Annotated in this window: 20 protein-coding genes and 1 pseudogene; 8 read left to right on the top strand and 13 right to left on the bottom strand. The window is 45.6% G+C overall.

What is annotated here, in order from left to right; all coding sequences use genetic code 11:
• The first annotated feature begins 170 nt into the window (after positions 1-170).
• The 5 genes and pseudogenes from QFZ77_RS10390 (at position 171) to QFZ77_RS10365 (ending at position 5,310) form a co-directional block, all read left to right on the top strand.
• Positions 171-1,212, top strand: a pseudogene (locus QFZ77_RS10390) (ABC transporter substrate-binding protein).
• Between the two features lie 62 nt (positions 1,213-1,274).
• Entirely contained in the window at positions 1,275-2,153 is an 879-nt protein-coding gene (locus QFZ77_RS10380; protein WP_307439134.1) for an ABC transporter ATP-binding protein, read from the top strand.
• The gene (locus QFZ77_RS10375; protein ID WP_307439133.1) at positions 2,146-2,982 is read left to right on the top strand and encodes an ABC transporter permease; all 837 of its coding nucleotides are present in this window, start codon (positions 2,146-2,148) and stop codon (positions 2,980-2,982) included. Before QFZ77_RS10380 ends, QFZ77_RS10375 begins: the two co-directional genes overlap by 8 nt.
• 26 nt (positions 2,983-3,008) lie before the next feature.
• The gene (locus QFZ77_RS10370) at positions 3,009-4,352 is read left to right on the top strand and encodes an LLM class flavin-dependent oxidoreductase (protein ID WP_307439131.1); all 1,344 of its coding nucleotides are present in this window, start codon (positions 3,009-3,011) and stop codon (positions 4,350-4,352) included.
• 25 nt (positions 4,353-4,377) lie between these two features.
• On the top strand, positions 4,378-5,310 hold the full coding sequence (locus QFZ77_RS10365) for a TauD/TfdA dioxygenase family protein (protein ID WP_307439127.1): 933 nt from the start codon (positions 4,378-4,380) through the stop codon (positions 5,308-5,310).
• 51 nt (positions 5,311-5,361) lie between these two features.
• Here the strand turns inward: QFZ77_RS10365 and QFZ77_RS10360 are convergent, their stop codons facing one another.
• From QFZ77_RS10360 to QFZ77_RS10345, 4 genes are all read right to left on the bottom strand, one after another.
• Complete coding sequence (locus tag QFZ77_RS10360) at positions 5,362-6,147, bottom strand: C40 family peptidase (RefSeq protein WP_307439125.1); 786 nt, start codon at positions 6,145-6,147, stop codon at positions 5,362-5,364.
• Positions 6,148-6,418: 271 nt separating this feature from the next.
• Entirely contained in the window at positions 6,419-7,306 is an 888-nt protein-coding gene (gene sdaAA, locus QFZ77_RS10355; protein ID WP_307439123.1) for an L-serine ammonia-lyase, iron-sulfur-dependent, subunit alpha, read from the bottom strand.
• Positions 7,307-7,984, bottom strand: a complete 678-nt coding sequence (gene sdaAB, locus QFZ77_RS10350; RefSeq protein WP_307449393.1) for an L-serine ammonia-lyase, iron-sulfur-dependent subunit beta — start codon at positions 7,982-7,984, stop codon at positions 7,307-7,309.
• Positions 7,985-8,291: 307 nt separating this feature from the next.
• Entirely contained in the window at positions 8,292-9,185 is an 894-nt protein-coding gene (locus QFZ77_RS10345; RefSeq protein WP_307439122.1) for a helix-turn-helix domain-containing protein, read from the bottom strand.
• A 140-nt stretch (positions 9,186-9,325) separates the two neighbouring features.
• On the opposite strand from QFZ77_RS10345, the gene QFZ77_RS10340 reads away from it, so the two are divergent.
• Positions 9,326-10,336, top strand: a complete 1,011-nt coding sequence (locus tag QFZ77_RS10340; protein ID WP_307439119.1) for a Gfo/Idh/MocA family protein — start codon at positions 9,326-9,328, stop codon at positions 10,334-10,336.
• On the top strand, positions 10,333-11,319 hold the full coding sequence (locus QFZ77_RS10335; RefSeq protein ID WP_307439117.1) for a Gfo/Idh/MocA family protein: 987 nt from the start codon (positions 10,333-10,335) through the stop codon (positions 11,317-11,319). The genes QFZ77_RS10340 and QFZ77_RS10335 overlap by 4 nt, the downstream gene beginning before the upstream one ends.
• A gap of 144 nt (positions 11,320-11,463) precedes the next feature.
• Here the strand turns inward: QFZ77_RS10335 and QFZ77_RS10330 are convergent, their stop codons facing one another.
• The 8 genes from QFZ77_RS10330 to QFZ77_RS10295 all read right to left on the bottom strand — a co-directional run bounded on the left by QFZ77_RS10330 (position 11,464) and on the right by QFZ77_RS10295 (position 24,891).
• Positions 11,464-12,798 carry a redoxin domain-containing protein gene (locus QFZ77_RS10330; RefSeq protein ID WP_307439115.1) on the bottom strand — a complete coding sequence of 445 codons (1,335 nt, stop codon included), beginning with the start codon at positions 12,796-12,798 and terminating at the stop codon, positions 11,464-11,466.
• Between the two features lie 308 nt (positions 12,799-13,106).
• Complete coding sequence (locus tag QFZ77_RS10325) at positions 13,107-15,521, bottom strand: hypothetical protein (RefSeq protein WP_307439113.1); 2,415 nt, start codon at positions 15,519-15,521, stop codon at positions 13,107-13,109.
• A 352-nt stretch (positions 15,522-15,873) separates the two neighbouring features.
• On the bottom strand, positions 15,874-17,997 hold the full coding sequence (locus QFZ77_RS10320) for a heparinase II/III domain-containing protein (protein ID WP_307439111.1): 2,124 nt from the start codon (positions 17,995-17,997) through the stop codon (positions 15,874-15,876).
• Positions 17,998-18,014: 17 nt separating this feature from the next.
• Positions 18,015-18,905: a carbohydrate ABC transporter permease gene (locus tag QFZ77_RS10315; protein WP_307439108.1), complete on the bottom strand. Its 891-nt coding sequence runs from the start codon at positions 18,903-18,905 to the stop codon at positions 18,015-18,017.
• 17 nt (positions 18,906-18,922) lie between these two features.
• Positions 18,923-19,819 (bottom strand): carbohydrate ABC transporter permease, encoded by an 897-nt coding sequence (locus tag QFZ77_RS10310; RefSeq protein ID WP_307439106.1) that lies wholly within the window; start codon positions 19,817-19,819, stop codon positions 18,923-18,925.
• Positions 19,820-19,897: 78 nt separating this feature from the next.
• On the bottom strand, positions 19,898-21,289 hold the full coding sequence (locus tag QFZ77_RS10305; protein ID WP_307439104.1) for an ABC transporter substrate-binding protein: 1,392 nt from the start codon (positions 21,287-21,289) through the stop codon (positions 19,898-19,900).
• Positions 21,290-21,455: 166 nt separating this feature from the next.
• Positions 21,456-23,087, bottom strand: a complete 1,632-nt coding sequence (locus QFZ77_RS10300) for a response regulator (RefSeq protein ID WP_307439101.1) — start codon at positions 23,085-23,087, stop codon at positions 21,456-21,458.
• Positions 23,065-24,891, bottom strand: coding sequence for a sensor histidine kinase (locus QFZ77_RS10295; RefSeq protein WP_307439099.1), 1,827 nt, complete (start codon positions 24,889-24,891; stop codon positions 23,065-23,067). Before QFZ77_RS10295 ends, QFZ77_RS10300 begins: the two co-directional genes overlap by 23 nt.
• Positions 24,892-25,134: 243 nt before the next feature.
• On the opposite strand from QFZ77_RS10295, the gene QFZ77_RS10290 reads away from it, so the two are divergent.
• On the top strand, positions 25,135-25,566 hold the full coding sequence (locus QFZ77_RS10290; RefSeq protein ID WP_307439098.1) for a VOC family protein: 432 nt from the start codon (positions 25,135-25,137) through the stop codon (positions 25,564-25,566).
• A gap of 56 nt (positions 25,567-25,622) precedes the next feature.
• On the opposite strand, the gene QFZ77_RS10285 is transcribed toward QFZ77_RS10290, so the two are convergent.
• Entirely contained in the window at positions 25,623-26,123 is a 501-nt protein-coding gene (locus tag QFZ77_RS10285; RefSeq protein WP_307439095.1) for a DinB family protein, read from the bottom strand.
• Positions 26,124-26,156 lie beyond the last annotated feature (33 nt).

Genomic DNA, 26,156 nt, shown 5'->3' with positions numbered 1-26,156 from the left:
CATGTTCATGTGTTTCCAATTCATTGACAGTTGGGTGGGCTGAGATTATATTTCATTATAGAAATATATTCATAGTAAGTCTATAGGAATTATGCAATTTACGACCAGACCTCTGGAGATAACTTGGTTAGAAATCAACGAAAGCAAATTATCGTTAGGGGGATATGAACATGACTCATTTTGCTAAAAAAGGCTGCACGACAGCCATCGTATTACTTCTTGCTTCCTCTTTACTATTGACAGCCTGCGGCAAAACAGAAGCGACTGCATCTGCGAGCGGCGGCGCACCTGAAGTCACTGAGCTTCGTTATCAAGGAGGTGTTGGCTCCGTTACTTTTCCAGAATTAGCTGATGATCTGGGGTACTTAGCTCCTTTGAAGCTGAAATTTATCGGCAATACGATTAGTGGTCCTCAAGATATTCAAGCCGTCGTTACGGGGGATACCGACTTTGGCGGAGCTTTTAATGGGGCTATCGTGAAATTGATATCTGCCAAAGCTCCGATTAAGCCAGTTATTGCTTACTATGGTGTCGATGAGAATACGTGGACGGGATATTACGTTTTAGATGGCAGCCCGATCAAATCTGCAAAGGACTTAATTGGCAAAAAGATTGCAGTGAATACACTAGGTGCTCACCATGAATTCGTCATTAAGGAATACTTGCACAGAGCCGGCCTAACGACGGAGGAGATTAAGCAAGTAACGCTAGTTGTCGTACCGCCGGTCACGACGGAACAGACGCTGCGCGCAGAACAAATCGATGTAGCCACACTAGGCGGCGTGCTGCGTGACAAAGCGCTGGAGCGCGGAGGCATTCACCCTTTGTTTAAGGATATCGATCTGTTTGGCACCTTTAGTGCCGGCAGTTTACGTGCTGACTGATAAATTCATCAAAGCGAATCCGAATGCCTCGCGTAAATTTGTTGAGGCAACCGCCAAAGCTATTGAGTGGGCTCGCATAACACCGCGGGATGAAGTCGTTGCTCGTTATGAGAAAATCATTAACGCCCGAGGCAGAAAAGAAGATACTTCTACTGTGAAGTTTTGGAAAAGCACCGGTGTTGCCGGTAAAGGCGGCTTGATCTCTGACAAGGAATTCGATACTTGGATCCATTGGCTGGAGAACGAAGGCGTCCTTAAAGAAGGGCAATTGAAGATCAAAGACCTGTACACGAATGAATTCAATCCTTTTGTAAATGAGAAGAAGTAGATGAAGTATCTGGCTTATGAAGCCTGGTTCAGACTTGTGAAACCGTTATGGAGGTGCTGCAAATGACAGCTAAAATAAGCATTCAGCATGTGCAGAAATCGTTTCGAATCCAAAGAAACCTAGGGCATTTGAAAGAAGATTCACAGCCTATTTCCGCCCTAAAGGATATCAATTTGGAGGTGAAGAAGGGCGAGTTCATGGTCATCGTCGGCCCTAGCGGCTGCGGCAAATCAACATTGCTCGACTTACTTGCGGGTTTAACGAAGCCAAGCAGCGGGCAGATTTTGTTAGACGGCAAGGCCATTACAGGACCGAATCTAGATCGCGGTATCGTGTTTCAGCAGTATGCGCTTTTCCCGTGGAAGACGACGCTTGCGAATGTGGAGTTTGGCCTCGAAGCCAAAGGGGTGGGTCGCAAAGAACGCCGCAAAATAGCCCTAGAGTTTATTCATCTAGTTGGGCTTGCCGGCTTCGAAAACCGTTATCCCCATGAGATTTCAGGAGGCATGAAACAGCGGGTTGCGATCGCCAGAAGCTTGGCCTACGATCCCGAAGTGCTGCTGATGGATGAACCCTTCGCTGCGCTTGATGCGCAAACACGTGAAACCCTGCAAAGCGAATTGCTGCGTATTTGGGAGGCTACGAAAAAAACGATTATTTTCATCACGCATGGCATTGAAGAAGCGGTTTACTTAGGCCAGCGTGTCGCTGTAATGACCTCTCGTCCAGGGAGAATCAAGAAAGTCATTGATATCCCTTTTGAATCACGTAGAAGTGAAGAAGATTTGCGATCTCATCCTGACTTCGTCAAGCTGCGCCACGAGGTGTGGGATTTGCTTAAAGACGAAGTAACAAGAGCCCAGCAGCAAGAAATAGCCAAGAGCTTGGATGGCTTTGAGCACAATAAATCTGCGTTAAAAGGGGGCGTTAGTAATGGCTAGTGTGAATGCGGGGAAAGCCCTGGTTCTTCGTGAAAAAGAAAGCTTTGATGTCGCCCTATGGTCCTTAGCGAAGCTCAGAAAACTGTTCAAAAATGCTATTGTCATCGTTGCCTTGCTATTCGTATGGGAAGTGGCGCCTCGTGTAGGTCTCGTTGATCGAACGTTCTTCCCTCCGATTTCCGAAATAGCGGCTGCTTGGTGGCAGTTGCTGCTGGCGGGTGATCTTACCGAGCATACAATAGCCAGCTTATCGCGTTCTTTGAGCGGATTTACGCTGGCAATCCTCATCAGCATCCCTCTTGGCCTCGCCATCGGTTGGTGGAAGCCCGTATCGGAGTATCTCAATCCCTTGCTCGAATTATTGCGAAATACGGCCGCACTTGCCATACTGCCGGTTTTCATTCTTTTGCTCGGTCTGGGTGAAACCTCGAAGATTGCCATCGTGCTGTATGCCTGCACTTTCCCGCTTCTACTGAACACCATTAGCGGCGTCAAAAATGTCGATCCACTTTTGATCAAGTCAGCTCGTTCGATGGGTTTATCGCCAGTCAGCTTATTTCGCAAAGTGATTATCCCCGCTGCAACTCCGACTATTTTCGTAGGCATTCGGCAGGCTGGAGCCGGCTCTATTCTAGTGCTCGTTGCCGCTGAGATGGTCGGTGCGAAGTCCGGTCTCGGTTACTTAATTCAATACACACAGTTCAGCTTTCAAATCACGAATATGTACGCAGGCATTATCTCTATTTCGGTTATTGGTTTAATCATTAATTACCTACTCGTTACGCTGGAGAAGAGATTAACAGGCTGGAAGCAAACCTACAGTGAGTAAAAAAATAAAAGGGTGCGTGAGTGATCATGAGCAAAGAGAAAAGACAACTGCATTTAAATGTATTCATCATGAATACGGGACATCATGAAGCATCATGGAGACATAAGAACACAGAGCCGGAGAATATTACGGATATTCGTTATTTTCAACGGATTGCGCAAATTGCAGAACAGGCTAAATTCGACTCCCTCTTCTTGGCAGATGGATTGGCGGTCAGTCAAAACATTAAGCATGGCGCGTTTGTTGGGCTTGAACCCTTCACTTTGCTTTCTGCCTTAGCCTCGGTAACTGATCATATCGGACTTATCGGCACCGTCTCTACAACGTATAATGAACCCTTTCATGTTGCCCGCAAATTTGCCTCGTTGGATCACATAAGCAAAGGTCGAGCAGGCTGGAATATCGTCACTTCCGGCAGCTCATTTGAGGCTAGCAATTTCAGTAAAGATGACCATTTGGAGCACAGCAAGCGCTATGAACGGGCCAAAGAATTTCTAGACGTAACGACCAGTCTGTGGGACAGCTGGGAAGATGAAGCCCTGATCATTGATCGAGAATCAGGTACCTTCGCAGATCGAAGTAAAGTCCGGGAAATCAATCATGTCGGCGACACCTTCAAAGTACGCGGACCACTAAATATACCAAGGTCTCCACAGGGATATCCTGTGCTTGTTCAAGCCGGTTCTTCCGAATCTGGCAAAGAATTCGCCGCTCAATATGCGGAGGCCATATTCACTGCTCAGCAAACACTTGTAGAGGCCCAACAGTTTTATTCAGATGTAAAATCAAGACTTGCCAAGTATGGCCGATCTCCTGAGCAGTTGAAAATCTTACCGGGCATCTGCCCTATTATCGGTCGAACCGAATCAGAAGCCAAAGAAAAAGAGCAAGAATTAAACGAATTAACCGTTCCGGAATATGGGCTGAATCAGTTGTCCAATATGATGAACATTGATTTATTCTCATATCCGTTGGATGGACCGCTGCCGGAGCTGCCAAGCTTGTCCGACATCAATGGGAATAAAAGCCGCTTCCAGCTGGTCGCTGATTTAGCAAAGCGCGACAATTTAACCATTCGCGGCCTTCTTCATCGTCTCGCAGGCGGACGTGGTCATCGTACGTTTGCTGGTACACCTATCCAAATTGCCGACCAGCTTGAAGAATGGTTCTTACACGGGGGCAGTGACGGCTTTAATGTGATGCCGCCTTATTTACCTGCCGGATTGGAAGAATTCGCACAGTTCGTCATACCGGAGCTGCAGCGAAGAGGATTGTTCCGCACGGAATATTCAGGAACTACCCTGCGGGGACATTTGGGCTTGTCCCGACCTGCTAATCAGTATGCGACTGCTGCCGTTGGAGGCGCATAAATATAATTTAATGGAGGTAATTCGTATGAGTACAAATGAACAAGTTAAGGTAACTCCCGGTCACATTGAGGTGCTTCCGATTGCAGGCAGAATTGGCGCAGAAATAAAAGGGGTGAGCCTTAACGCTGATCTGGATACTCAGACGGTTAAGACGATCCGCGAGGCGTTATTGCAGCATAAAGTCATTTTCATTCGTGATCAGCATCAGCTGGATGACGCGGGACAGGAGGCTTTTGCTCGCCTGCTTGGTGATCCTGTTGCTCATCCGACGGTGCCAATTAAAACCGGCACTGATTATGTTCTTGAGCTTGATTCCGCTCATGGCGGGCGTGCCGATTCTTGGCATACCGATGTGACCTTCGTCGATGCTTACCCGCAGGCCTCCGTTCTTCGTGCTGTCGTGGTTCCCGCTTCCGGTGGTGACACGGTTTGGGCGAATACCGCAGCCGCTTATGAGCACCTCCCCTCAGAGCTGCGTACCCTTGTTGATCAGCTATGGGCACTGCACAGCAACGACTACGATTATGCCGCGCAGCGTCCTGAAGTCTCTCCCGAGAAGGAGCGCCATCATCGGGAAGTGTTTGCTTCCACGGTGTATGAAACCGAGCATCCTATCGTTCGTGTGCATCCCGAGACGGGTGAACGCACCCTTGTGCTTGGCCATTTTGTGAAGAAAATCCTGGGCCTTTCTTCCGCAGATTCTGCTCAACTCTTGTCTCTACTTCAGGGGCATATTACTAAGCTGGAAAATACGGTTCGTTGGCGATGGTCTGCCGGAGATGTCGTGATCTGGGACAATCGCGCAACACAGCACTACGCGATCAACGATTACGGTGACCAGCATCGAATTGTGCGCCGAGTCACTGTAGACGGCGATATTCCAGTGGGGATTGATGGCCGACAGAGTGTAACACGCATCAAACAGCCATCCGAGTCGTTAACGAAAACGAGTGCTTAAATAAATGACCCGCTACAAGGCTAATTGGCCTTGTAGTGGGTCATTTATTTGCTAATCCAGTATCCCGCCGCCCAATATAAAGCGGTACTGCAAATGAAAATGATTCTCAACAATCTTATCAATCCGAACCCCGCCCGTTTTCTTCGAAGCACAATGAATGATCTTCCCATCCCCTAAATAAATTCCCATATGACTAATGGGCTTCTGGGAAGCATCCAATCCTGCGTAATCCGCTGCCCGATTACCTCGAAAACTCGTAAAGAATAATAAATCTCCCCGCCGGGCCTTACTTATATCACGATACGTGCGTTTTGATAAGGCTTCTACATAAGCGGCTTGATTTCTAGCATCCCAAGGCAAATCCATTCCAAGTGCACTCAAATACACCCAACGTGTGAAATCAGAGCAGTCAAACGAAGAGGGCTCCAATCTGTTAGAACCATATACATAAGGTGTCCCCAGGTAACTGATGGCCGTATCTATCAAGTTCTCTACATAGCTTCCTTGTTTGGGGACGATGGAGGGATTGGGGAATGCCTGAATCAAGGGGAAGCCGTTAGGTAAGAGTGCCTGCTTCGAACTCCCAGTCTCCAAGCTCCTCACCTGGTTGCTTGTATAGAGCTGATCTACCCCCAAATCCCCTATATACAGCTCCGCATCGCTGCTCGTTAAATTCCAGTCCGACATTCTATTATCGGTCTCACGCTCTATGGCAAGGTTCGAATGTTCCTTAATACCCTGCTGCTCAATTTTTGATTTCTGGGAGCATCCGCTAAGTATAGAAAATGTGCTGGCCAGCAACAAACTAAAGACGATTTTCCGCATCATCAAAGTCATCCAATAAACCCCTTGTCATGTGATGCTGTTAGGATGCCAAATTTTTGTAAAAACAAACATGAAAAAAGCCTACAACATGTATCTGATTACAGGGTTCCAAACACTTTAGCGATGAAATACATCGTCTCAGCAGCATTCCTTGTCAGATTGGGCCAAATCGGATGAATTTAAGCATGTTTTTCATTGTTACGGAGTTAATCCACAAAGACCGAAATCCACATTTTCAACACAAAAAAAAACCGCAGGTGAACCTCACCCACAGACTTGATTACTACCGCTGCTTCTTACCCAGATTCAGCTCTTTCATGATTTGTTGGCCTGTCGGTGTCTGAGCTAAGCCACCTTTGGCTGTCTCCCGGTGTTTCTCTGGCATTGCTGTACCTACTTCATACATCACTTGAACGACTTCATCCGAAGGGATGACGGATCTGACACCGGCCAAAGCCATGTCGGCTGCTGCCATGGCATTAACCGCCCCAAAACCATTACGGACAATACATGGAATCTCAACCAAACCGCCAACGGGGTCGCATATGAGCCCCAAGGTGTTCTTCAGCGCAAGCCCCACTGCGTGCATCGCCTGTTCAGGCGTACCGCCGCGAAGCTCCACGAGCGCACCTGCTGCCATACCAATGGCGGACCCAACTTCAGCCTGGCATCCACCTTCTGCACCGGAGACGAAGGAGTTGTTGGCGATGACATAACCGATGGCGCCAGCGCTTAACAAGCCATTGACCATATGGTCGTCATCCCATCCAAATCGCTGCTGACTGCTGATGAAAACACCTGGAATAATCCCGCAGGAGCCAGCCGTCGGCGTGGCGATGATTCGTCCCATGGAAGCGTTAACTTCTGAAACGGCGAGTGCATACGCCATCGCTTTGCAGGCTTCTTCGCCTAAAGACGCTTCTGTCGTTGTCATATAGTTCGCAACACGTTGAGCGTCTTTCCCCGTCAACCCGCTTCGGGATGTTGTATCTTCTGTCAATCCTTTGGCGACGGCTTCTTTCATGATTTGGTAATACGCCCGCATCTTTTCAAAGACATACTCAGGCGATTTACCCGATTCTTGGCTTTGATCAGCAAGCATGACTTCTGCAATGGTTAATCCTTCGGAAGCACATACTTCCGTTAATTGTTTCAATGTCCGGAATCTCATTTATTCGCCTCTTTCTGCGAGGTCCACTTTTTTTATTTCGTATATCATACTTAAATCCTTAAGCTCTTGTATAAGCGAATCCGGAATCGATACATCCGTTTCGATGACTGTCATCGCTTCCCGATCGCGGCCTTTCCGATCCAAATCCATGAAACCAATATTGATTTCGCTGCGCCCCAATATGGCGGTAATATCTGCAATCATCCCTGGACGATCATGATGGGAAATAACTAGCGTAGGATATACCGCAGTAAATTTCACATCAAATTGATTCACATTAACAATCTCAACATTGCCTCCGCCGATCGATGCTCCCGTCATACTCAATTCCCGTGTATCGGATGAAAGAAGGAATCGAACGGTGTTGGGATGATCAGCTTTATCTTTACTTGTAAGGAAGGCAATCTCCACTCCAAGCGCTTCAGCCTCTTCAGCAGCAGTAGGAATACGCGGATCATCGGTTTCATAATCCAGTAGACCGCCAATGAGCGCCAAATCGGTTCCATGTCCCCGGTAGGTATCCGCGAAAGAACCGTATAGTGTGATTTCAACCTTCTTCGGCTGTTCGCCAAGCAGTTGTCTGGCGACACGACCCAGCCGGACCGCTCCTGCGGTATGAGAGCTTGATGGACCGATCATAGATGGTCCGATGATCGAAAACACATCTTTAAAACGCATCATGCAGCTCTCCTAACCTATAGTGTTGTTACCTTTACTCCCATTGTATGAAGCGAATACAATAAAGACAAGTCTTCAATGTGTCCTTATATTCCTACTGCTTCATTCGGTTATTGACCTGCAATTTACCAAAAAGAACGATAACGTTGGGTCTTTAAAATGACTTGATGAATTTGATACCAGTCACGGTAATCATGATGTAGGCTCCTTTATATTCAAAGGCTGAGTCTTTCATCATAGTAACATATTCAACAACCTTTATATATGAAAAAGCGATCTCTCCCTCGGAGCGATTCACTAACCGAATTTATGTAACGATTTGGCTGTCCACACTCATTTTGCGAAGATATTGTTTAGGTGTACATCCTTTGAATCGTTTAAACAACTCGTAGAAATGGGCCATATTCTCTATCCCAACAGATTCGGCAATTTCGCCCACACTACGGGTTTCGGTAATGAGCATACGCTCTGCTTTGGAAATACGCTTTTGATTGACGTAATCGGTAAACGATGATCCCATCTTTTTTTTGAAATATTTCGAGAAATAAGAATAACTCATACCGGCGATTTGACTCACCGCTCCCATATCTATTTTCTCTGTCAAATGGTCGTCCACATAAGCTACAAGCGATCGAATGATATCAGCATCGGCATCCACATTGACATGCGTCGTTAGCAACTCCCGGTTGTCATAGCGAAGCAGCAGCAAGAGCAGATGCTTGATATGCATGCTGACTGCGATTTCATAGCCTTTATTTTTCTCCATAACCTCACTATGTGTATCCTTGATGATCATGCCAATTTCCTTCTTCACCTGTTCGTTTTCCCGGAAAATGTAATTCAATTCTTCTAAAGGATGAAATATTTCCAAAAAATGCCTATAATACATCATCATAGCCGGGTCGAAATAAGGCTGAAGATCTATGTGCAGCACGATGTAGACGAGATCCTGGTCGCTGATCTTTCGCCCTCTGTGCAGTTGGGAAGAACCGATAACCACCACATCCCCGGCATTAAGCGAGTAGATGTGATTAGGCGTCTGAATTTCGTGAGTCCCTTCTTCAACCAAAATGAACTCAACCTCTTTATGGTAATGCCAGGGATTCACGTCCTTCTGTTCTTTCCCCGACTGGCTAAATCTCCACACCTTCATACATAACGACGAGTTTTGATAGGGGATCGGCTCTTTAAAAATTTCCATAGATATCAATCACCGCACTTTCAATCAGCACTAATATGGATATAAAAAGAATAAATGTCCGCATATACGGTAACCAGTAATACGCATATGATATAACTTAGTTAGAAGTAATTATACATCAAAGTGAGGAGTGAGTTTGCATGAAAGTAGCCATTGTCGGTTGCGGGGGGATGGGAAATGTACACGCTCTCAGTTACGTTAACATGCCTGATGTGAAGCTAGTTGGCGTCTGCGATATTGATATCGAGCTAGCACAAGAACTATCCACGAAATCAGGTGCACCTGCTTTTAATTCCTTTGAAGCCATGCTGGAAGAGACTGATTTCGATGTCGTCAGTGTGACATTGCCAAGCTTCTTACATAAAGAATATACGTTGAAAGCGGCAGAAGCCGGTAAACATGTGATTTGTGAAAAACCGCTTGCGCTTAATTTAGAAGATGCAGAAGCTATGATCCAATGCTGCGAACAAAATGGCGTTCATCTTTTTGTCGGACACGTTGTTCGTTTTTTTCCCGAATATGTGCAAATGAAACAAGCCATCGATGAGGGGAAGTTAGGCCGAGTCGGCGTAGTTCATGCCAAACGGATAGGCTCACATCCTGGGAATCTCAGACCTTGGTTCTACGAAGCGGATAAAAGCGGCGGCGTCATTGCCGATCTCATGATACACGATATTGACTTTTTACGTTGGGCGGTCGGTGAAGTTAAGTCGGTATATGGCTTGAATCAACGCGTAAATGACATCGACTACGCACTGGTCACTCTTCTTTTTGAAAATGGAGCAGTTGCCAATCTGGAAGCATTTTGGGGATATCAAGGCCCCTTCCAAACCGCCGTGGAAATTGCGGGCAGCAAAGGCATCATACGCAGCGACAGCCAAAAAAGCAGTTCTCTGCAAATCTGCAAGGCCCCTTCCGATTCAGAAGACAGACGTTTCGCAGAAGTTCCACAAAGCCCAGGATTCTCTAGCCCCTATGACTTGGAGATAGCTCATTTCATTCAATGCATTCGAGATGGAAGCGAATCCATCGTAACGGCTAGTGATGCTTATAAAGCGTTGGAAATTACAATGGCTGCGCTGGAATCGGTACGGACAGGAAAGTCTGTTCAACTGCAGCTGAGCTCAAAGCTCGGGGAGGAGACAACATGAAGAAGTTAAAAGCAGGTATGATCAGTTTTGCTCACGGCCATGCATACTCTTATTTGAATTCGCTCAGGGCCATGTCGAATGTCGAAATCGTTGGTATCGCGGACGAAATCAAAGGCCGAGTTGAGGAAGTAACAACCAATTATGGCTTGCAATATTATGAAAATTATAAGGATTTGCTCGCTACAGATCTTGACGCAGTTGTCATTTGCTCAGAAAATGCCCATCACGCAGAGATAACGATAGCGGCTGCAAGATCCGGTAAACACGTGCTATGCGAAAAGCCGCTTGGCATTTCCGTCTCCGAAATGGAAGCCATGATTTCCGCTTGTAAGGAAAACGGAGTTCAGCTTATGACTGCTTTTCCATGCCGGTATTTGGCTTCGGTTATTAAAGCGAAGGAAGCGGTCGAACAGGGAGAGATCGGCGATATCGTAGCCATTAAGGGTACCAATCGCGGTTCACTTCCTTCAGGTTGGTTCCTCCAATCGGAGTTATCCGGTGGCGGAGCTTTGTTGGACCATACCGTACACGTCATGGACTTGATGAATTGGATTACCAAATCCGAAGTGAAAGAAGTATACGCATATTCAGCCACTTTATTTAACGATAATCTGGATATCGATGATGCTGGTATGATTCATGTCAAGTTCGTAAGTGGGGTGTTTGGCGTCTTAGACACAAGCTGGTCGCGGAACCCGTCATTCCCTACCTGGGGAGATGTGACGATGACGATCATCGGTACGAAAGGCACCATTTCGATTGATGGTTTTGCTCAAAAAAACGAGCTATATAGTATGGAAAATGGAAAGGGCGTATGGAATTTCTGGGGTGACTCCATGGATGATTACTTGATAAGATCATTCGTTCATGCGCTGCTGAATGGCGAACAGGTGCCGATCACCGGGGAAGATGGATTACGTTCAACCGCTGTCGCCTTAGCGGGTTACAAATCCGTGGAACTGGGGCAGCCCGTTTTGTTATAAGGCTTAAATCCGAACAGGCATAGAAACAAGGGAAAGTAAACATAGGCCTTTCTTGATGACATTGCCATCAAGAAAGGCCTATGCACATTTCAAAATACGCTAGAATGCGTACATGAAAAGGTTTTCCGATTATTCTGGAGATCATTATTTCGTCTTTTTCGTTCTCTCATCCAAAGCATTCAATTGATCCACATGATAGTGCATATCCTGTAAGATCTCACTTACTTCACTATTTATCGTCGTTTCAACTTCTTGAATTTCACTCAGATCAATTTGCGCTTGGTGCTGGCTATCCTTGATGTGGTTCAGTTCGGCACCTAGCTGCAGCGTGTCATTGGCGATCACTTTAACTCCATCCGATATGGTAAGGATATGGGCTGAGTTTACGGAAATTCGTTCTCTAACCGTATTCATCGTTTCTTCAAACGTAGAGAAAGACGAGAAGCTTTCATTAATTTTCTCATCAATCGCTTGCAGCTGCGCTGTGATGTTACCTGCCGACTCCTCCGTTCCATGAGCCAGTTTGCTCACTTCCTGGGCGACAACGGCGAAGCCTTTGCCATGCTCGCCTGCACGAGCAGCTTCAATGGATGCATTTAGCGCTAGAATTTTGGTTTGTCGGGAAATTTTGGAGATGACCTCACTCATCTCATTAACGACAAGAGTCATACTAATTAATTCATCCATCAATCCGCGTGTCGTTTGAATGTTATGACTAAGTTGTTGATTCAACTGTTGAATATCCATGAATTCATTGGATGTTGTGTTCAGTTGATGACTATACTGGTTTAATTCCTCAGACTTTTTCTCATAATCGCTCACAAACTCCTCTAATTGCTCATAATTACCTAGAGAAGCTTTCTTAAGTCCTTCAATATTATGTAAATTGTTCTCTATACTCTTCGTCACATAGGCAGCAGAAGTATTCACGTGTTGAAGGGTGGATTTCATATTCGCTAAGAAAACTGGAAGCTCCTCTTGAATCGAGTTATCTTGATCAGAGACAATAGAAAGGGTATCAATCACTTCTAAAATTTCCTTCGCAGTTGGTCGGTCCGCTTGGTTCTCACCAATATAGGAATAGCGAATGGTTTGATGCTCATCAATAATATAAGTGCTTGGAATCGCAATTCGGAATGAGTCCCATTTAATTGGTGTGAAAACCTCATAAGACTTTATGACTTCTCTCGTTTCGTCCGAAAGAATGGGGAATTTGATGCCGTTGGCGTTCACATAATCTTTGATGTTGGCTAGCTTTTGTCCAGCGATGGCAATGAGATTGATGCCCTTTTCCAAAAAACGTTCATAATACTCATTTAACTCTGGCATCTGTTTCTGGCAATTATGGCACCATGTTCCACGCAAGAAAATAATAACTAGCGGCTTGCCCTTGAAATCTTCCAGTCCTTTAATACCTTGTGTAGAATCTAGTCGAAATGATGCTGCCTTTTTCCCTATTGATAAACCTTTTTTAGCCATGCTGCCACCCCAATTTAACATGATATTCGTAAATAGCTTCCTTCAGTCTAGCTGAAAACCAGTGGAAATGCTACATTATTTCGGATAAAAAGTTTATATATTCGACAAAAAATGACCCACTTATAGGCCAACAGCCTTAGCGGGTCATTTTCTCGTTCTATCAGTAGATTCCCTCTTTGAATTGGATATTCTCGCTGTGTCAATACATCCGTTAGATTATCGTTTGGTTATCAGGCCCGTGGCGTTTGCACGCCTCCACCCTATCGGCCAGATACGAGTTTGGATCTGCAATCGTCATATTATCATACTCATTTCTGATGGATAAGCCGCACATCACCCGAAATGCCCCATTTGACGAAATGCGACTCTATCACCTTGGTTAGCTCTGGAGCATCCGCGCGATCTGCAAAATTTTTGATTCCTTTATATTGGTCAGGACTAGTCAAGTATCGATCTCCGTCGATGTGGCGATGCGGGCCATACATGTTGAATGTGCTGGGATAAAGATTAACCTTTAGTTCGTAAGAACCTGCAGCCAGCCCCTTCGGAATCGGAACTTGAAAGTCTGGTCCCCAGCACCATCCCAGCTCTTCACCCGCCAACCAAACATGCGCTGCAGCGGCCTTAACATCAGTTAACTGCAAGGTCGTGATGCCTTTTTCATCCATCTGAATCGTTTTGCTCACGGTGATCGGTAAGCCAGCAAACGGAAAACCGGCTGAAATGAGGTTAGCCCCGTCAATAGATGCGGGCATGGGAACTAGCTTAAATGCTCCCTTCAGCATCCACTGATGTTCATCCTTTTCCACCGGCTCATCTTGACTGATTACTGCAAATTGGCCGCGCAGAAAAGCAATTGGACAACCTTCCCCTCCCTCTAGCGGAGAAACCCCGATGGTTAGCTTGCTTGCTATGGCAAAAACAATCTCTGGCACATTGACTTCAAAACCGCCATGCTGAGGAACGATCGTAAGCATTTGTCCGTTAATCCGAACCTCCTGCACCAGATCGTGTAAAAAGAGCGACATACCGCTGATCTTCACCGGCTGTTCCAAGGACAATTCTGCCGTTAATTTACCATCTAGCTGATCTTGAAACTCTACATAGATTTGATTTCTCTGTGGTGGTTGAACCATCCAAGGTGTCTGCAGCGGACGAGAACCTTCCTTTTCGCTCGACACCTCAGGTACTCTACTACTTGGCAACAGCTCTTGCCAGTTGTCCGAACCATAAATAAGGATGCCTGCTGAGCGCAGCTTATCCTCCATCCCCGTATCGTTCCATCTGCAGCCATCAGCCACTAGCACATGATCATAGTCACGCTTCCCGATCCGTAGAGTGCCATTCATGAGGATACCATCTTCCTCGATCACCCGCTCCTCGGATAATTCGTAATGAATCCCAGACGCATAACAAGCTTCCACTAGCGCCAGCAGCTTCTCATTGATGATACCGGAGGCTGATCTCGGAATGTTGGAGCCATCGTGTTCATTCATTTGCATTGTGTCTTTTGGGTCGAAAGTTGCCATAATGCCGCGAGTTGGCGTAACGATCAAGACATCTGGTTTCGCCTTCAAATCAGGCAGCAACGCTGCTTGATCTTGGAGCGATGCCAGCAGCGCTGGAAAGGCATCTTTCCACGTCACATGGCTGGGCATAGACGGCGGCCAGTCTTGAATGGCTTTCGTATTCAGCTTTAGTTGATTTAAATGAAGCACGAATTGCTCAATACCGTGATTCGCCAGCCACATGACATAATTCGTGAAGGATTCAGGGGAAACACCCCAACCGCTACCGCCCATGGCTTCAACGAGAGAAGCACTCCGTCCCTGCTGCATAGCAACAGAGTGAACGATCCGTGGATAGTAATTGTTCCCTGGGTAACGCTCCAAAGCATCGATGGCCGGCGTTTCAACCGCTTTTAGCACCTGAAAGCAAGAGCCACTATAAGAGAGCTGAAAGAATGGACTTTCCTCCGCTTTAAGATGAGCTGTAAATTTCTTGCCATAGGTTTCGCACCAATCTGCCACTGGATGATAGAAACCTGCAAGGATCGCGTCTGTCAACAGCTCCCAGTAGCGGACACGGAAGCGCTCATAGCCTTCTCCTTCGATAAACAGAAGCGACAATAAAGGAAGCAGCGCTTCCCCGTATTTCGCTTCATATTGCTGCGCGAACCGATCATCCCAAGGAATTGCGCCTGTTTTGACCGTGATGCCATGCCCATCGAGAAATGCAACCTCGTCAGAGAAGAAGCCAGTCACATAGTCGAACGCTTCAGCGGATAACCCTTTGCGATAACCATCATAAGTGATATCAATAAATGTGTACGTGGCTACCGGATCTAAGGAGGAGACCGCCAATTTCGAGCCAAACGCGATTCGGCCTCCATGCTCGTCCTGATCTGAAACCCATTCGACCCAATTACATGTTGAATTCGGAAGTCTCTTCATGACTTCACCGCCTGCCGTACCGGAAGGCCAACCATTTTCATCATAAATCCAGAAGATCATCCCCCTAGTCTTCGCGTAGATAATTAAGTCAGATATGATGTTCAAATACGATTCACTCATATAAACGGGCGTATTCGGATAAAATCTCGGATGAAAAATGACGCCCTCTACTCCTGCAAGACGAAGCTCATCGAGCCCAGCTTTCAGTTCTTCCAGATTTAGAGCGTCATTGATCGACCAAAGACTAAGAAATGATAATCGATTTCGCATAATCATTCACACCTTTACCCGACAAGGGGCTTTATTGTTAATTTTGGATAGGAAACTGGAAACTCTAAATTCCGGTTGAAAAGTTGTTCAGCGGCCGAGGCTAAACTAGAAGTAGGAAAAGTAGAAGTAGATGGGTGTCAGCATCAGAGGATGTCGAAGTTGTATTTTCTGCAACATTTCCCACTCCCAAGGCCCATTTTGCATGTTGGAGTTGTAGTTTCTGCAACAAAACAGGGAGAAAAGCATGATAGAGACGCAATTGTTGCACTTTTTACAACAAGAACATACTTCCAATGTCTTGATAACTTCAATTGTTATAGCCTCGACTTAGGACATTTGGCGATGCAATCGATTATTGTCTTTCTTTATCCATCTTGCTGAGCGTAGCCTTCCCTCCGCTTAAATCCACAGAAAAAACAGGCTGATCTTCCAGCGTTTGCAACTCAATCCGATACGTATCGTCTTGCAGCTCAACAACAACAAGATCAGCCGAGTTGGCAGCTTTCAATCGTTCTCCATGATCCGGGTCATAACTAAGCACCTGCACAAACAGGACTTTACCCTCAACGGTGACTCGTTGAATCAGTGATGTTCGGTCCACAGTCAGTGGATTATCCGGCGATAACGCTGTGAAAATATCCGACGTCTTCGAACACCAGATATGCTGCTCTAACATTCCTGCTTGCATCTCATAGCAAAAGGAACGCGCGCCAGATACCAGCTTTTGTTTGTCTTTCAGCCACTTCTGATCAAGCTTGCTCAGCTGCTCATCCGTCGACTCCCACCGGACAAGAGAATCCTGTCTCATTTTACCGCTAAAATGATTCGTCAGATGAACTTCTCGTGTATCAGGAACAGTTACGCTAACGATATCCAATAGCTGATCCCCCATAAGCACGTTAATTCTTCGGATAACAGCGCCCTTAAAGGCCTTATCATCCCATGGGCTAAGCTCACGAGGCAGGATGATTCTCTCTTTCATCTGGTAATCCTCAGACAGCCAATCAACAGCCGTCTCCGCCCATACGCCCCAGTTCTCCTCAACGAGCTGAACAATCCGCCCATCACGTGGTGGCTGATCGGCCCCGTTCAGACTTACCGTATTATGCGAATAAGTATGTTTAAACCAACCATAGTGCGCCGGGATGCCGTAAGCCGTTGTACCCGGGTCGATCAACAAAGGAACCGTTCCGCGCACAACGGATAACCCAAGCCGGTCCATATGATCGTGCTCACCGCCGAACCGGCTATGCTTGAGGATAACCTGCCACCCTTTTGCATTCACCAATTTGGTCAAGCCGCTAGACGTTAAGGACCGGGTATGATGAGCTGTATCCCATAGGGAAACGCCCCTCTCATCATTCGAAGTACTCAGCTCCTGACCAAACATCAAGGCATATACGGAATCCCTTTTAACGTGGTTCACCCCAGTAAATTGCTGATCTGCCCACTCCGTTCCATAGGCCGTATGCAGGAGTGAACGGTACATGTCATTCCCGTAAATATCCAAAGCAATTTCATAATAAGGGGCATAGGTGCCCATATGGTCACCCGGACCCGCATCGTTAAGTATCGGCATGACGCCATTTGGTAACAGGAGATACAGCGGGAAATCAAACATGCTTTTCAAAGCCTTGTGATGCCAAAGCTCCCACTCCGTGCCTTCCGCAATCAACGCATAATGCAGCATCGATTTGAATGCGTAGAAGTGATATTGAACATTGCCTTCGTACCATAAACCGTCCTCAAAAATCCCGCGACTGATTTGATCCAGCAGGCCGTATTCTCCTTCGAGTCCCAACTGCATTATCTCGTTATCATGAAGTAGCAAGCCAATAGAGGCTATTGCCGATGTAATCAACACGGAGTGATTATGAATTTGCTTTTCTTTGTGTTCAATTAGAAACCGTGCACACGGCTTAAGCAAGCCACTGCCAATGTGAGCCACTTCTTGAGGCGTTAAATGCTCTTTAATGACATCAAATCCCAGAGCAAGATCCGTGATCCAATGAGCTTCATCCAGCGTTTGGGCAAACAATTTACCTGGACCGTTATACGGAATATCACCATGGATACGATACGTACCATAATGACTCGCATAAGTCATTAGATAGGATTTCACCACATCTAAGTGATGCTTATCGGGTTCTATGGCGTACAACAAAGCAATATGGTAAACCGCGCGACCGATCTTCGAATGCGCAATCGACGTCCATGCGGAATCGAAAGGTTCACCCGTACATTCCTTGCTGCATGTTGGGCAACGATGGTTAAGTGGCGTATCCCAATTAAATGTCAATCGAGTGCCATCCTCATGACAATGATAATAATGCGTCCACTGCCCCTGCTCATCCGACTTGATCTCATAAGTAATCAGCGATGCCTCATCCACTTCTTGCCGCAGGAAAGCCATCGCTTCACTAAACTCTGGTTTACCCGCGTTTGTGCGGAGTTGCTCTTGACGTTTTTTATCCATATTAGTGTCTGCCCCTCCTAGCCTTTCAGTGAACCAGCTGTCATCTGCATAAACGATTTATTCGCGATCATATACACGACAAGCAGCGGTAAGATCGATAAACAAGCTCCTGCCAGCATATAATGCGTTTGAACCGCAGCCGATGCCCCATACCGAAGATAGGATAATCCAACGGTTAATGTTTGCAGCTTGGGATTTGTCATCGTAAATACTAATGGACGTAAATATTCATTCCAAGCTCCGCAAAAAGTAAACAGTGCCCCTACACCCAATCCCGGACGCATCAAAGGTAAAATAATTCGCCAAAATATCCCGCCGTTCGAGCAGCCATCTATACGCGCAGCCTCATCTAATTCCCGGGAAATACCTTGTAAAAAGCTCAGTAAAATAAAGAAAATATACGCGTGGCCACTCACCAGAATGAGGACGACACCCCATAAATTCGTGTGCAGGTGGAGCTTGACCATAAGCTCAAATTGTGGTCGGATGACAACAGCGCCTATCGATATGAACATGGTAGATGCCTGAATCGCGACGAAAATGGCTTTGCCCGGGAATTTAATCCGGTCAACTACATAAGCGGCCATCGATGCTACGATCAGTGTACCTATCGTTGTTGCTCCGCTCAGAAATAGACTATTCCATGTAAACCGAGCGAAATTGGCTTGCACCCAAGCTTCTTTGTAATTCACGAATTGCCAGGAGGATGGGAAAATCTTCCCGCCTTTCGTAATCTCGATATTGGACATAAAGGAGCCAAGAAAAGTCACAACAATAGGAAACACAATCAGTAAGGCTGTTACCAGTAAAAAGATCCAGAGCAGTACTCTCCCGCCTATTCTCGCAAATGAAAATGGCTGGGTTTGTTTATTTATCCGTACATTCGATAACGTTTCAGTAACTTCCATTTTCCCAGCATCCTCCCTCATTGAAGATTGTTCAGACGTCTAGACATCGCGTGATAAGCTAGTGTGATGATGCCTACAATGACGGCTGTAACGAATCCAACGGCACTTCCGTAGCCGAATTGTTGGTCCACAAGTGTCCCTGAAGGTGTCGGAAAGAAAAGCTTATACACGTACAAATACATCACTTCCGTCTTTCCTACCGGGCCGCCTTCGGTCAACACCATAATGCTCTCGTACCCTTTAAGCGAATTAATAATGGCCAGCATGATCACGATTTGCAGCACTGGCCCTAACATTGGAATGGTTAAGCACCAGAATTGCTGCCATTTATTGGCGCCGTCCAGCGACGAGCTTTCATACACATCGTTCGGGATATTTTGAAGACCGGCAAGGAACAGCAGCATGTAGTTGCCTACCGCACCCCATACAGCGATGATGATCGTCGTAAACAGGGCGTTTTTGGGACCGAGCCAATCGATTCTTTCGGAGATGATGTTAAACTTCAGCAAATATTGATTGAGAATGCCGTTATAGGAGTTGAAAATAATGAAAAATACGACAGCCATGACAGATGAACTTATAATTGTCGGCATGAAATAGATGGCTCTCAGCCAATTGCGGCCGCGCAGCTTTTGATTCAGAATAACGGCTAGAACCAAGCATAATGGCAAAGTTATGATTAATTTACCGCCTGCATAAATGAATGTATTCAAGACTGAGTGCCAATACTCCGTGTCCTGCCAAAGCCTCCTGAAATTATCAAACCCAATAAATGACGCTTCCCCGAACCCTTTGTAGTCATAAAACATATATCGAATAGCCCAAGCAATCGGATAGACGCCCAGCACCATGGTCAGTAGAAAACTTGGAAATAAAAATAAATATGAAAACCCGATCTGGCGTGTCCTGTTCATCCCGTTCCCTCCTGTAATATCTATACTTAGAGAGCGAGAGTGGAGCTATTCACTCCACTCTCGCCGTATCAATAGCTATTATTTCATCATCAGCTTCATCGGATCGAAGCTTGGATTAGGCTGCACCTTCACTGAGCCTTTAGCTACAGCTTTATCGAGAGCATCATTGTAGCGCTTGTTCAGATCTTGAATAATTTGATCCAAGTTCCCACCACTGATCATGTATTTGAAAAAAGCATCATCTTTTTTCATACCTTCAACAGTTACGGTAGGTTGCAACGGCCAAGTGCCGTCGTTTCCAACTGGAAGGAAGCCATCAATACCTTTGATTTCCGGTTTCTTTGCTACGGAAGAAACAGATGGCACCATGGATAGACCGAAGCCTTTTTCATGATACGTTTTCAAAACTTCGTCATTATACATGTACGCCATGAACTTCCAAGCTTGGTCTGCATTTTTGGTTGTGTTGCTTAAGGCTAACCATTGCCCGCCCAAGAAGGAGGTAGCGCCTTTAATCGTGCCATCGATCGTTGGAACCGGTGCAGCTGCCCATTCGATTTTGGCTGGAAACTGATTCGCATACACGCCTGGTTCCGATGAGAATGAGATGTACATCCCGATTTTGCCTTCTGCGAATTGCGCACGCAGCGGGTCAATATCCAGCGATTCCATACCTGGCAGCGTACTGCCGTCATCTACCATCTGTTTGAACGATGAAATAACATCTTTGAATCCTGTGAAATCAAACTTCGCGGTTTTGAAATCAAAGCCAAGTCCGCCGTAACCGCTCGTTTCAGCAATAACTCTTGCCGAACGACCTAGTGCGCTTTCCGGGCTTTTGAAGTTTTGAGCAAAACCATAAGAGCCGGAAGCTTTACCTACAGCCGTAATTTTCTTCGCATCCTCGACCATTTCTTTCAATGTTTTCGGAGGAGCAGCAATGCCCGCTTTGGCAAAAAGCTCTTTATTGTAAACAAGTCTCAGTGTTGAACCATAGTTCGGTAAGCTGTACATTTTCCCATCAATCCGGTTGAAATCATCAATGACTGGGAATTTCTTCTTAATCGCATCATCTAAATAGGAATCAATTGGCTTCAAATATCCTTTTTGCGCAAAAGGTTGGATCGTGTTTTCCTTCACGCGGATGATATCAGGTGCCTGTCCGGAAGCGAAGGCCAAATCAATCGCTTGGTTGAAATCTTCCGTCTTCACAACCATTTCGACTTCAATGTTCTCGCCATTCGTTTCGTTAAACTTCTGCACAACACCTTTAATATAATCCATATCATGACGGTCACCCGTCCAATAAGTAAGCTTCGTCTTATCTTTCTTCACAGGAGCTGAGCTAGCAGGTTGTTCAGATGCCTTGGTGGATGCTGCCGGGCTAGTTGCCGCATTGTTGCTGCCGCATGCTGCCAAACTGCCTGCCAGTAAAACGCTTAAAGTGACCGTCCCAATTCTTTTTATCATTTGTAATCCTCCCTTTTGTTTACGAACACTTTGTATCGTTCTGGAAATGCTTTTGTTTACACTTTTATACTAAAAGAATTCGTTCATTCTGATAATGAGGTCAACTCATGAACAAGGGCAGATATTTCTACATTTTACTGTATTCAATAAAAAAAAAGGCAAGCCCTCACGGCTTCGAGGACTTGCCCAGAGACATATCTTTAAATTCAGTCGGCGTCAGGCCTGTTTGTTTCTTGAATACTTCACTGAAATACCGCCTATGCTCATAACCGAGCTGCTGCGCGATTTCCTGCACTTGGTAGTCTTCAATGAGCATTGATTTCGCCCGTTCTATCTTCGCTATGGTAACGAACTGCTGGAAGGCAGTTCCGGTCACCTTCTTGAACAAATTCGAATAATATCCCCAGCTTAAGTTAGCCTGTTTCGCACAATGTTCCAAGGTCAAATCCAAATGAAGATTCGATTTGATGTACTCCGCAGAGCGATAGATGATTTTCTGCGACTCGCTCGCTCTCTCCTGATTAATCATGCGGCAGCCGATATCGCACAATTGAACAAACCATTCTCGATACTCTTGCAGATCCGCACCGCTCTCACCTCTAATTTCATGGACTTTCGACTCGAAATCGACCATACTCACCCGAGGAAATTTTTCCAATAGAACCCGCAACATCCGTAGCACCAGTCCTTGCAGCAAACGTTCGACGACACCAGGCTCAGGTAAGACAGACGCTTTGCCCATCTCGTTGAAAATGCCCTTCGCCCACTCCACACATTTATCGAGATTACCTGAACGGAAAGCGAACAGAAACTCATTTTCGCTATCCTCGGTATAAATCCACTCCACGGGGAGCTCTGGCGAATCGGCGTTGTAACTGAACGCACCATTGCCGCCTGTATAGAAGTGATAAGACAATGCGCTTAACGATTGTTGATAGCTTTTCGGAAGCTCCTGCACCGCACTTACTCTCTGACCGATGCCAATTGAAATCGTGAACTTGGTATGTCTCGCGATATTCGCACAGCAATGATCCGCAATTTCAACCAGAGGCTCGTCCGACTCCATATTCAAAATGCAAATGTATCGATTAAACGCTTCCCTGAACACGACAGCCGTCGTGTAGAAAGAAATCGTCTCCTCCACGATATTTTGCAGAGAGAACCGCGCAAGCTCAATCTCCTTAACAGGGACCTCGCCGTATTTGTCCGTGAACTGATCGATCTGGATCGTCATCACCGCAAAGGGAGGATTCAACTCATTAATGTCCAGGAAGTCTGATAATCTTGCCAATTCCGCTTCACTGGTTTGATGATGGACGAGTAGAGATAAGTATTCCTGCCGCAGGGCTGGCATACTTTCTTTGATCTTCTTCTGAAGCCCAAGCACGTGTGTGCGGCTAAGATTTTCCTGCTCCCATACTTCTTTGGCTTTCACAACGGCTTTCACGATTTGGTCGACGGAGAAAGGTTTTTTCACATAATCAAGCGCGCCATATTGAATGGCTTTTTGTGCATAATCAAAATCCGTATAAGCACTTAAAATAATGACCTTACTGTTAGGCAGCACCTCTAATATACTGCGTGTCATCTCTAATCCGTCCATCTTAGGCATCCGAATATCGGTTAGAATAATATCTGGTAAGCTTTCACGAATGACAGACAACCCTTCCTCACCATTCGTTGCGCTTCCCGCGATTTCGATGCCGTGCTCGTGCCAAGGGATCTTCTTCGTAATCATGTCCACAACGCTTCGGATATCATCAACGACACATAATTTAACCAGTCGGTTCATGTTCATGGAAGTCCTCCTCTCCTTCATAGCTAGGGATCCATAGTTCAATCCGTGCTCCCCCTAAGTCGTTATTGGTAATCTCCATTCGCTGTTGACCGCCAAAATACAACTGTAAACGGGTATAAATATTGCGCAGCGCGTAGCCATGCTTGGACGTTGTCGGGTGAACAATACCCTGAAGGAGCTTCTCAGGCACTAGCCCATGCCCGTTGTCTTCCACCGTTATATGCAGCCAGTCCTCTTCGGCTTGAGCGCTTATCAGAATATCCCCACCCGAAGTTATATCTTTAAATCCGTGTAAAATGCAGTTTTCAACGAGTGGTTGAATCATAATCTTCGGCACCAAGCATGTGAGCAGCTCCGGTTCCACCTCGAATTGGCACACGAACAAATTCTCATAGGACCTTTGCTGAATGGCCAAATACTGACGAACATGCTCCAATTCATCCCCCAGTGTAATCAGATCGCGCCCACCGCTAAGGCTTAATTGAAACATTTGCGATAAAGCCAGTATCATTTCGTTCACGTCGTCGTTTTCGCCCAAAACCGATTTGCAGTAAATGGTATTCAACGTATTATAGAAAAAATGAGGGTCCATCTGGGCCGATAGCGCTTTAATTTCAGCCTTCCGTTTATCACGCTCACGGTTCTTCACGTCTTCAATCAGCTGTTTGATTTCGTCCAGCATCCGGTTAAAACGGAATCCTACCTGGGATACCTCATCCTTATAAACGCTTTCAAAACGAACAGAAAGATCATTCTCTTCTACTCGCTTCATCAACTTTTGAAGTCTGTACAGCGGTTTTAAAAGCAGATAGGTTAAATTATTCGTTATGAATAGCGATAAAATAATAAAGCCAATAATCACATAGGTAGTCGCTCTTTTAATCCCATTTAATTTGGCCAACAGGTCATACTTCGCTTGAACACTGACAATCATCCAATCGTCCTTTACTTCCAGTCGTGAATAATTAACTAAATAGTCCTTTTTATCATTCGTGTAGAAAAAAGAACCTTTCATTTGATCGCTCAATTGCTCAAAAAATGCGGGCTTTTGAATGAAATGGTCTGTACTCGTCCTATCCGCGTAATTCACATCTTCTCCTTTGGCATCAATGAAATAATATTGTTTGTTCGTTTTGGTTAAGTTTTCCATAAAGAGATCCCGCAGGTCATCTTCTTTCACATTTACTACGACGTATACATTGGTCGGTTCATAAACCAAAAAAGAGTCTTCGCCTACGCCTTCTGTAACGAGTGATATCACCCTTTGCTTGCCAGTAAAAAATGGATCGACATGACCTGGACTCCAGAAACCACGATTCAATTGCTTGAAGTGCTCATACATCTCCGATTTATAAAATGAATTCGCCGTGTTCCTCACACTGGAGGTCGGATAAAAATCCCCGATCGGTGTGGCAATCAGAATGCTATCAATCATAGAATCGTTGAATTTTACCTGGGAAAAGACATACTGCAATGAGGTTAATGACTTATAGTAGCTAGATCTATCATTAGCTTGTACATCTTTCATTAATTGTTTGAAGGCATCGCTGAACATCAGCGCTCTTATGGCAATACCAATGTTCTTCAACCGTTCATTCACGATTTGCGCCGACTGATTAACGGTATCTTGACTAGACTGCAGGGCATTACGCTGAATCTCCTTTGAAGCTATCAAATACGCAATACTGCCCGTTGCCATAAGACCTAAGGTGATCAGAACGACAAAGGTAAGCCATATTCTTTGTTTTAATGAGAACGAATGGAATATTTTTTGAATGGGCGACCACATTCGAGACTTGTTCATTGGTGTCTCCATCACCTTTCGTGTTGTGAGAATACGGACTTACGGACTTCATCTATTTTATTATAGTATAGGACGCTTATTTTCGACATGAGGGAAAATCATGAAGGAGGGCAACTTTATCGAGATGCAGATGAAATCGTAAAACTTTCGTAAATACAAACATATGTTCTTTATTTTTTGGCGGAAATATGGTAATAATAAGAGGTAACCTATTTTAGTGTGAAAACCAAGGAGGCAATAATAATGTCAGTGAGATTAACCCCTTATCTAGTAATGGACGGTACTGCAAAGGAAGCTATTCAATTTTACGAAAAAGCATTAGAAGCCAAAGTTCTTTTTACTCAATCTTTCGGTGAGATGCCAGCGAACCCTGATTTTCCATTACCGGCAGAAGCCAAGGAACTCGTGGGACACGCGATGCTGCAAGTTGGTGAATCCAACCTTATGTTTTCCGATACATTTCCGGGTAAACCCCTTCAAAAGGGCGATAACGTTACAATCTGTATTACAACCAAAGACGCGGAAAAATCAAAACAGTTTTATGAAGCCTTGCAGCAAGGCGGTCAAGTAAAGATGCCGCTCCAAGAGACTTTTTTTAGCCCTGCTTTTGGAGAGGTAACCGACAAATTCGGTATAACATTCCAAATTTTCACTGAAGGAAAATCCATGAATTAAGGCTATTAGCTCAAAACGGCCCTGTTCGCATCCACTGCGACAGAGCCGTTTTATGTTTAGGAGTACCAATAAAGCGCATACTCGGTCATCACAGATGCATGCCCCATTTGACGCAGCATAGCCGTAATATTACCGCGGTGATAAGTTGCGTGATTGACGACCTGCAGAACCATTTCAGATAAGCTGGTATCACGCTGTCCCGCATATGGGTTATCGACCATAATCCTCTTTTCCATATTTTCCTGTTGGTTCAAAAACGTCTTAAACCGCTCTGATATCTGGACGTACATCTTCTCCATTTCCTCAATGCCTTTTGACTCCACGCCAGCAGTCAATTGGGCTGAATCGGCCATTGCTTCCTTCATGCTTTTACCGGAAATAATGTCTAACCAGCACGCATCCACCAGGTAAATATGAGCAATCGCCTTCGATATCGAAGGAAAAACGCTTTGAATCTCCTTATTGTATACGTCCTGTGGAAGTTCTTTTAATCGATTCAGCATGGTTTGGTTCGCCCATACGTGGTAATCGTACATTTCTAGTGCGGGATGAGTCATAGATATCGTCTCCTTATCTACTGTTCTTGCGTA

The organism is Paenibacillus sp. V4I3 (assembly GCF_030817215.1).
GTDB lineage: Bacteria > Bacillota > Bacilli > Paenibacillales > NBRC-103111 > Paenibacillus_E.
Note: the sequence above shows the minus strand (reverse complement) of the source record. Positions and strands in the feature narration are given on the sequence as shown.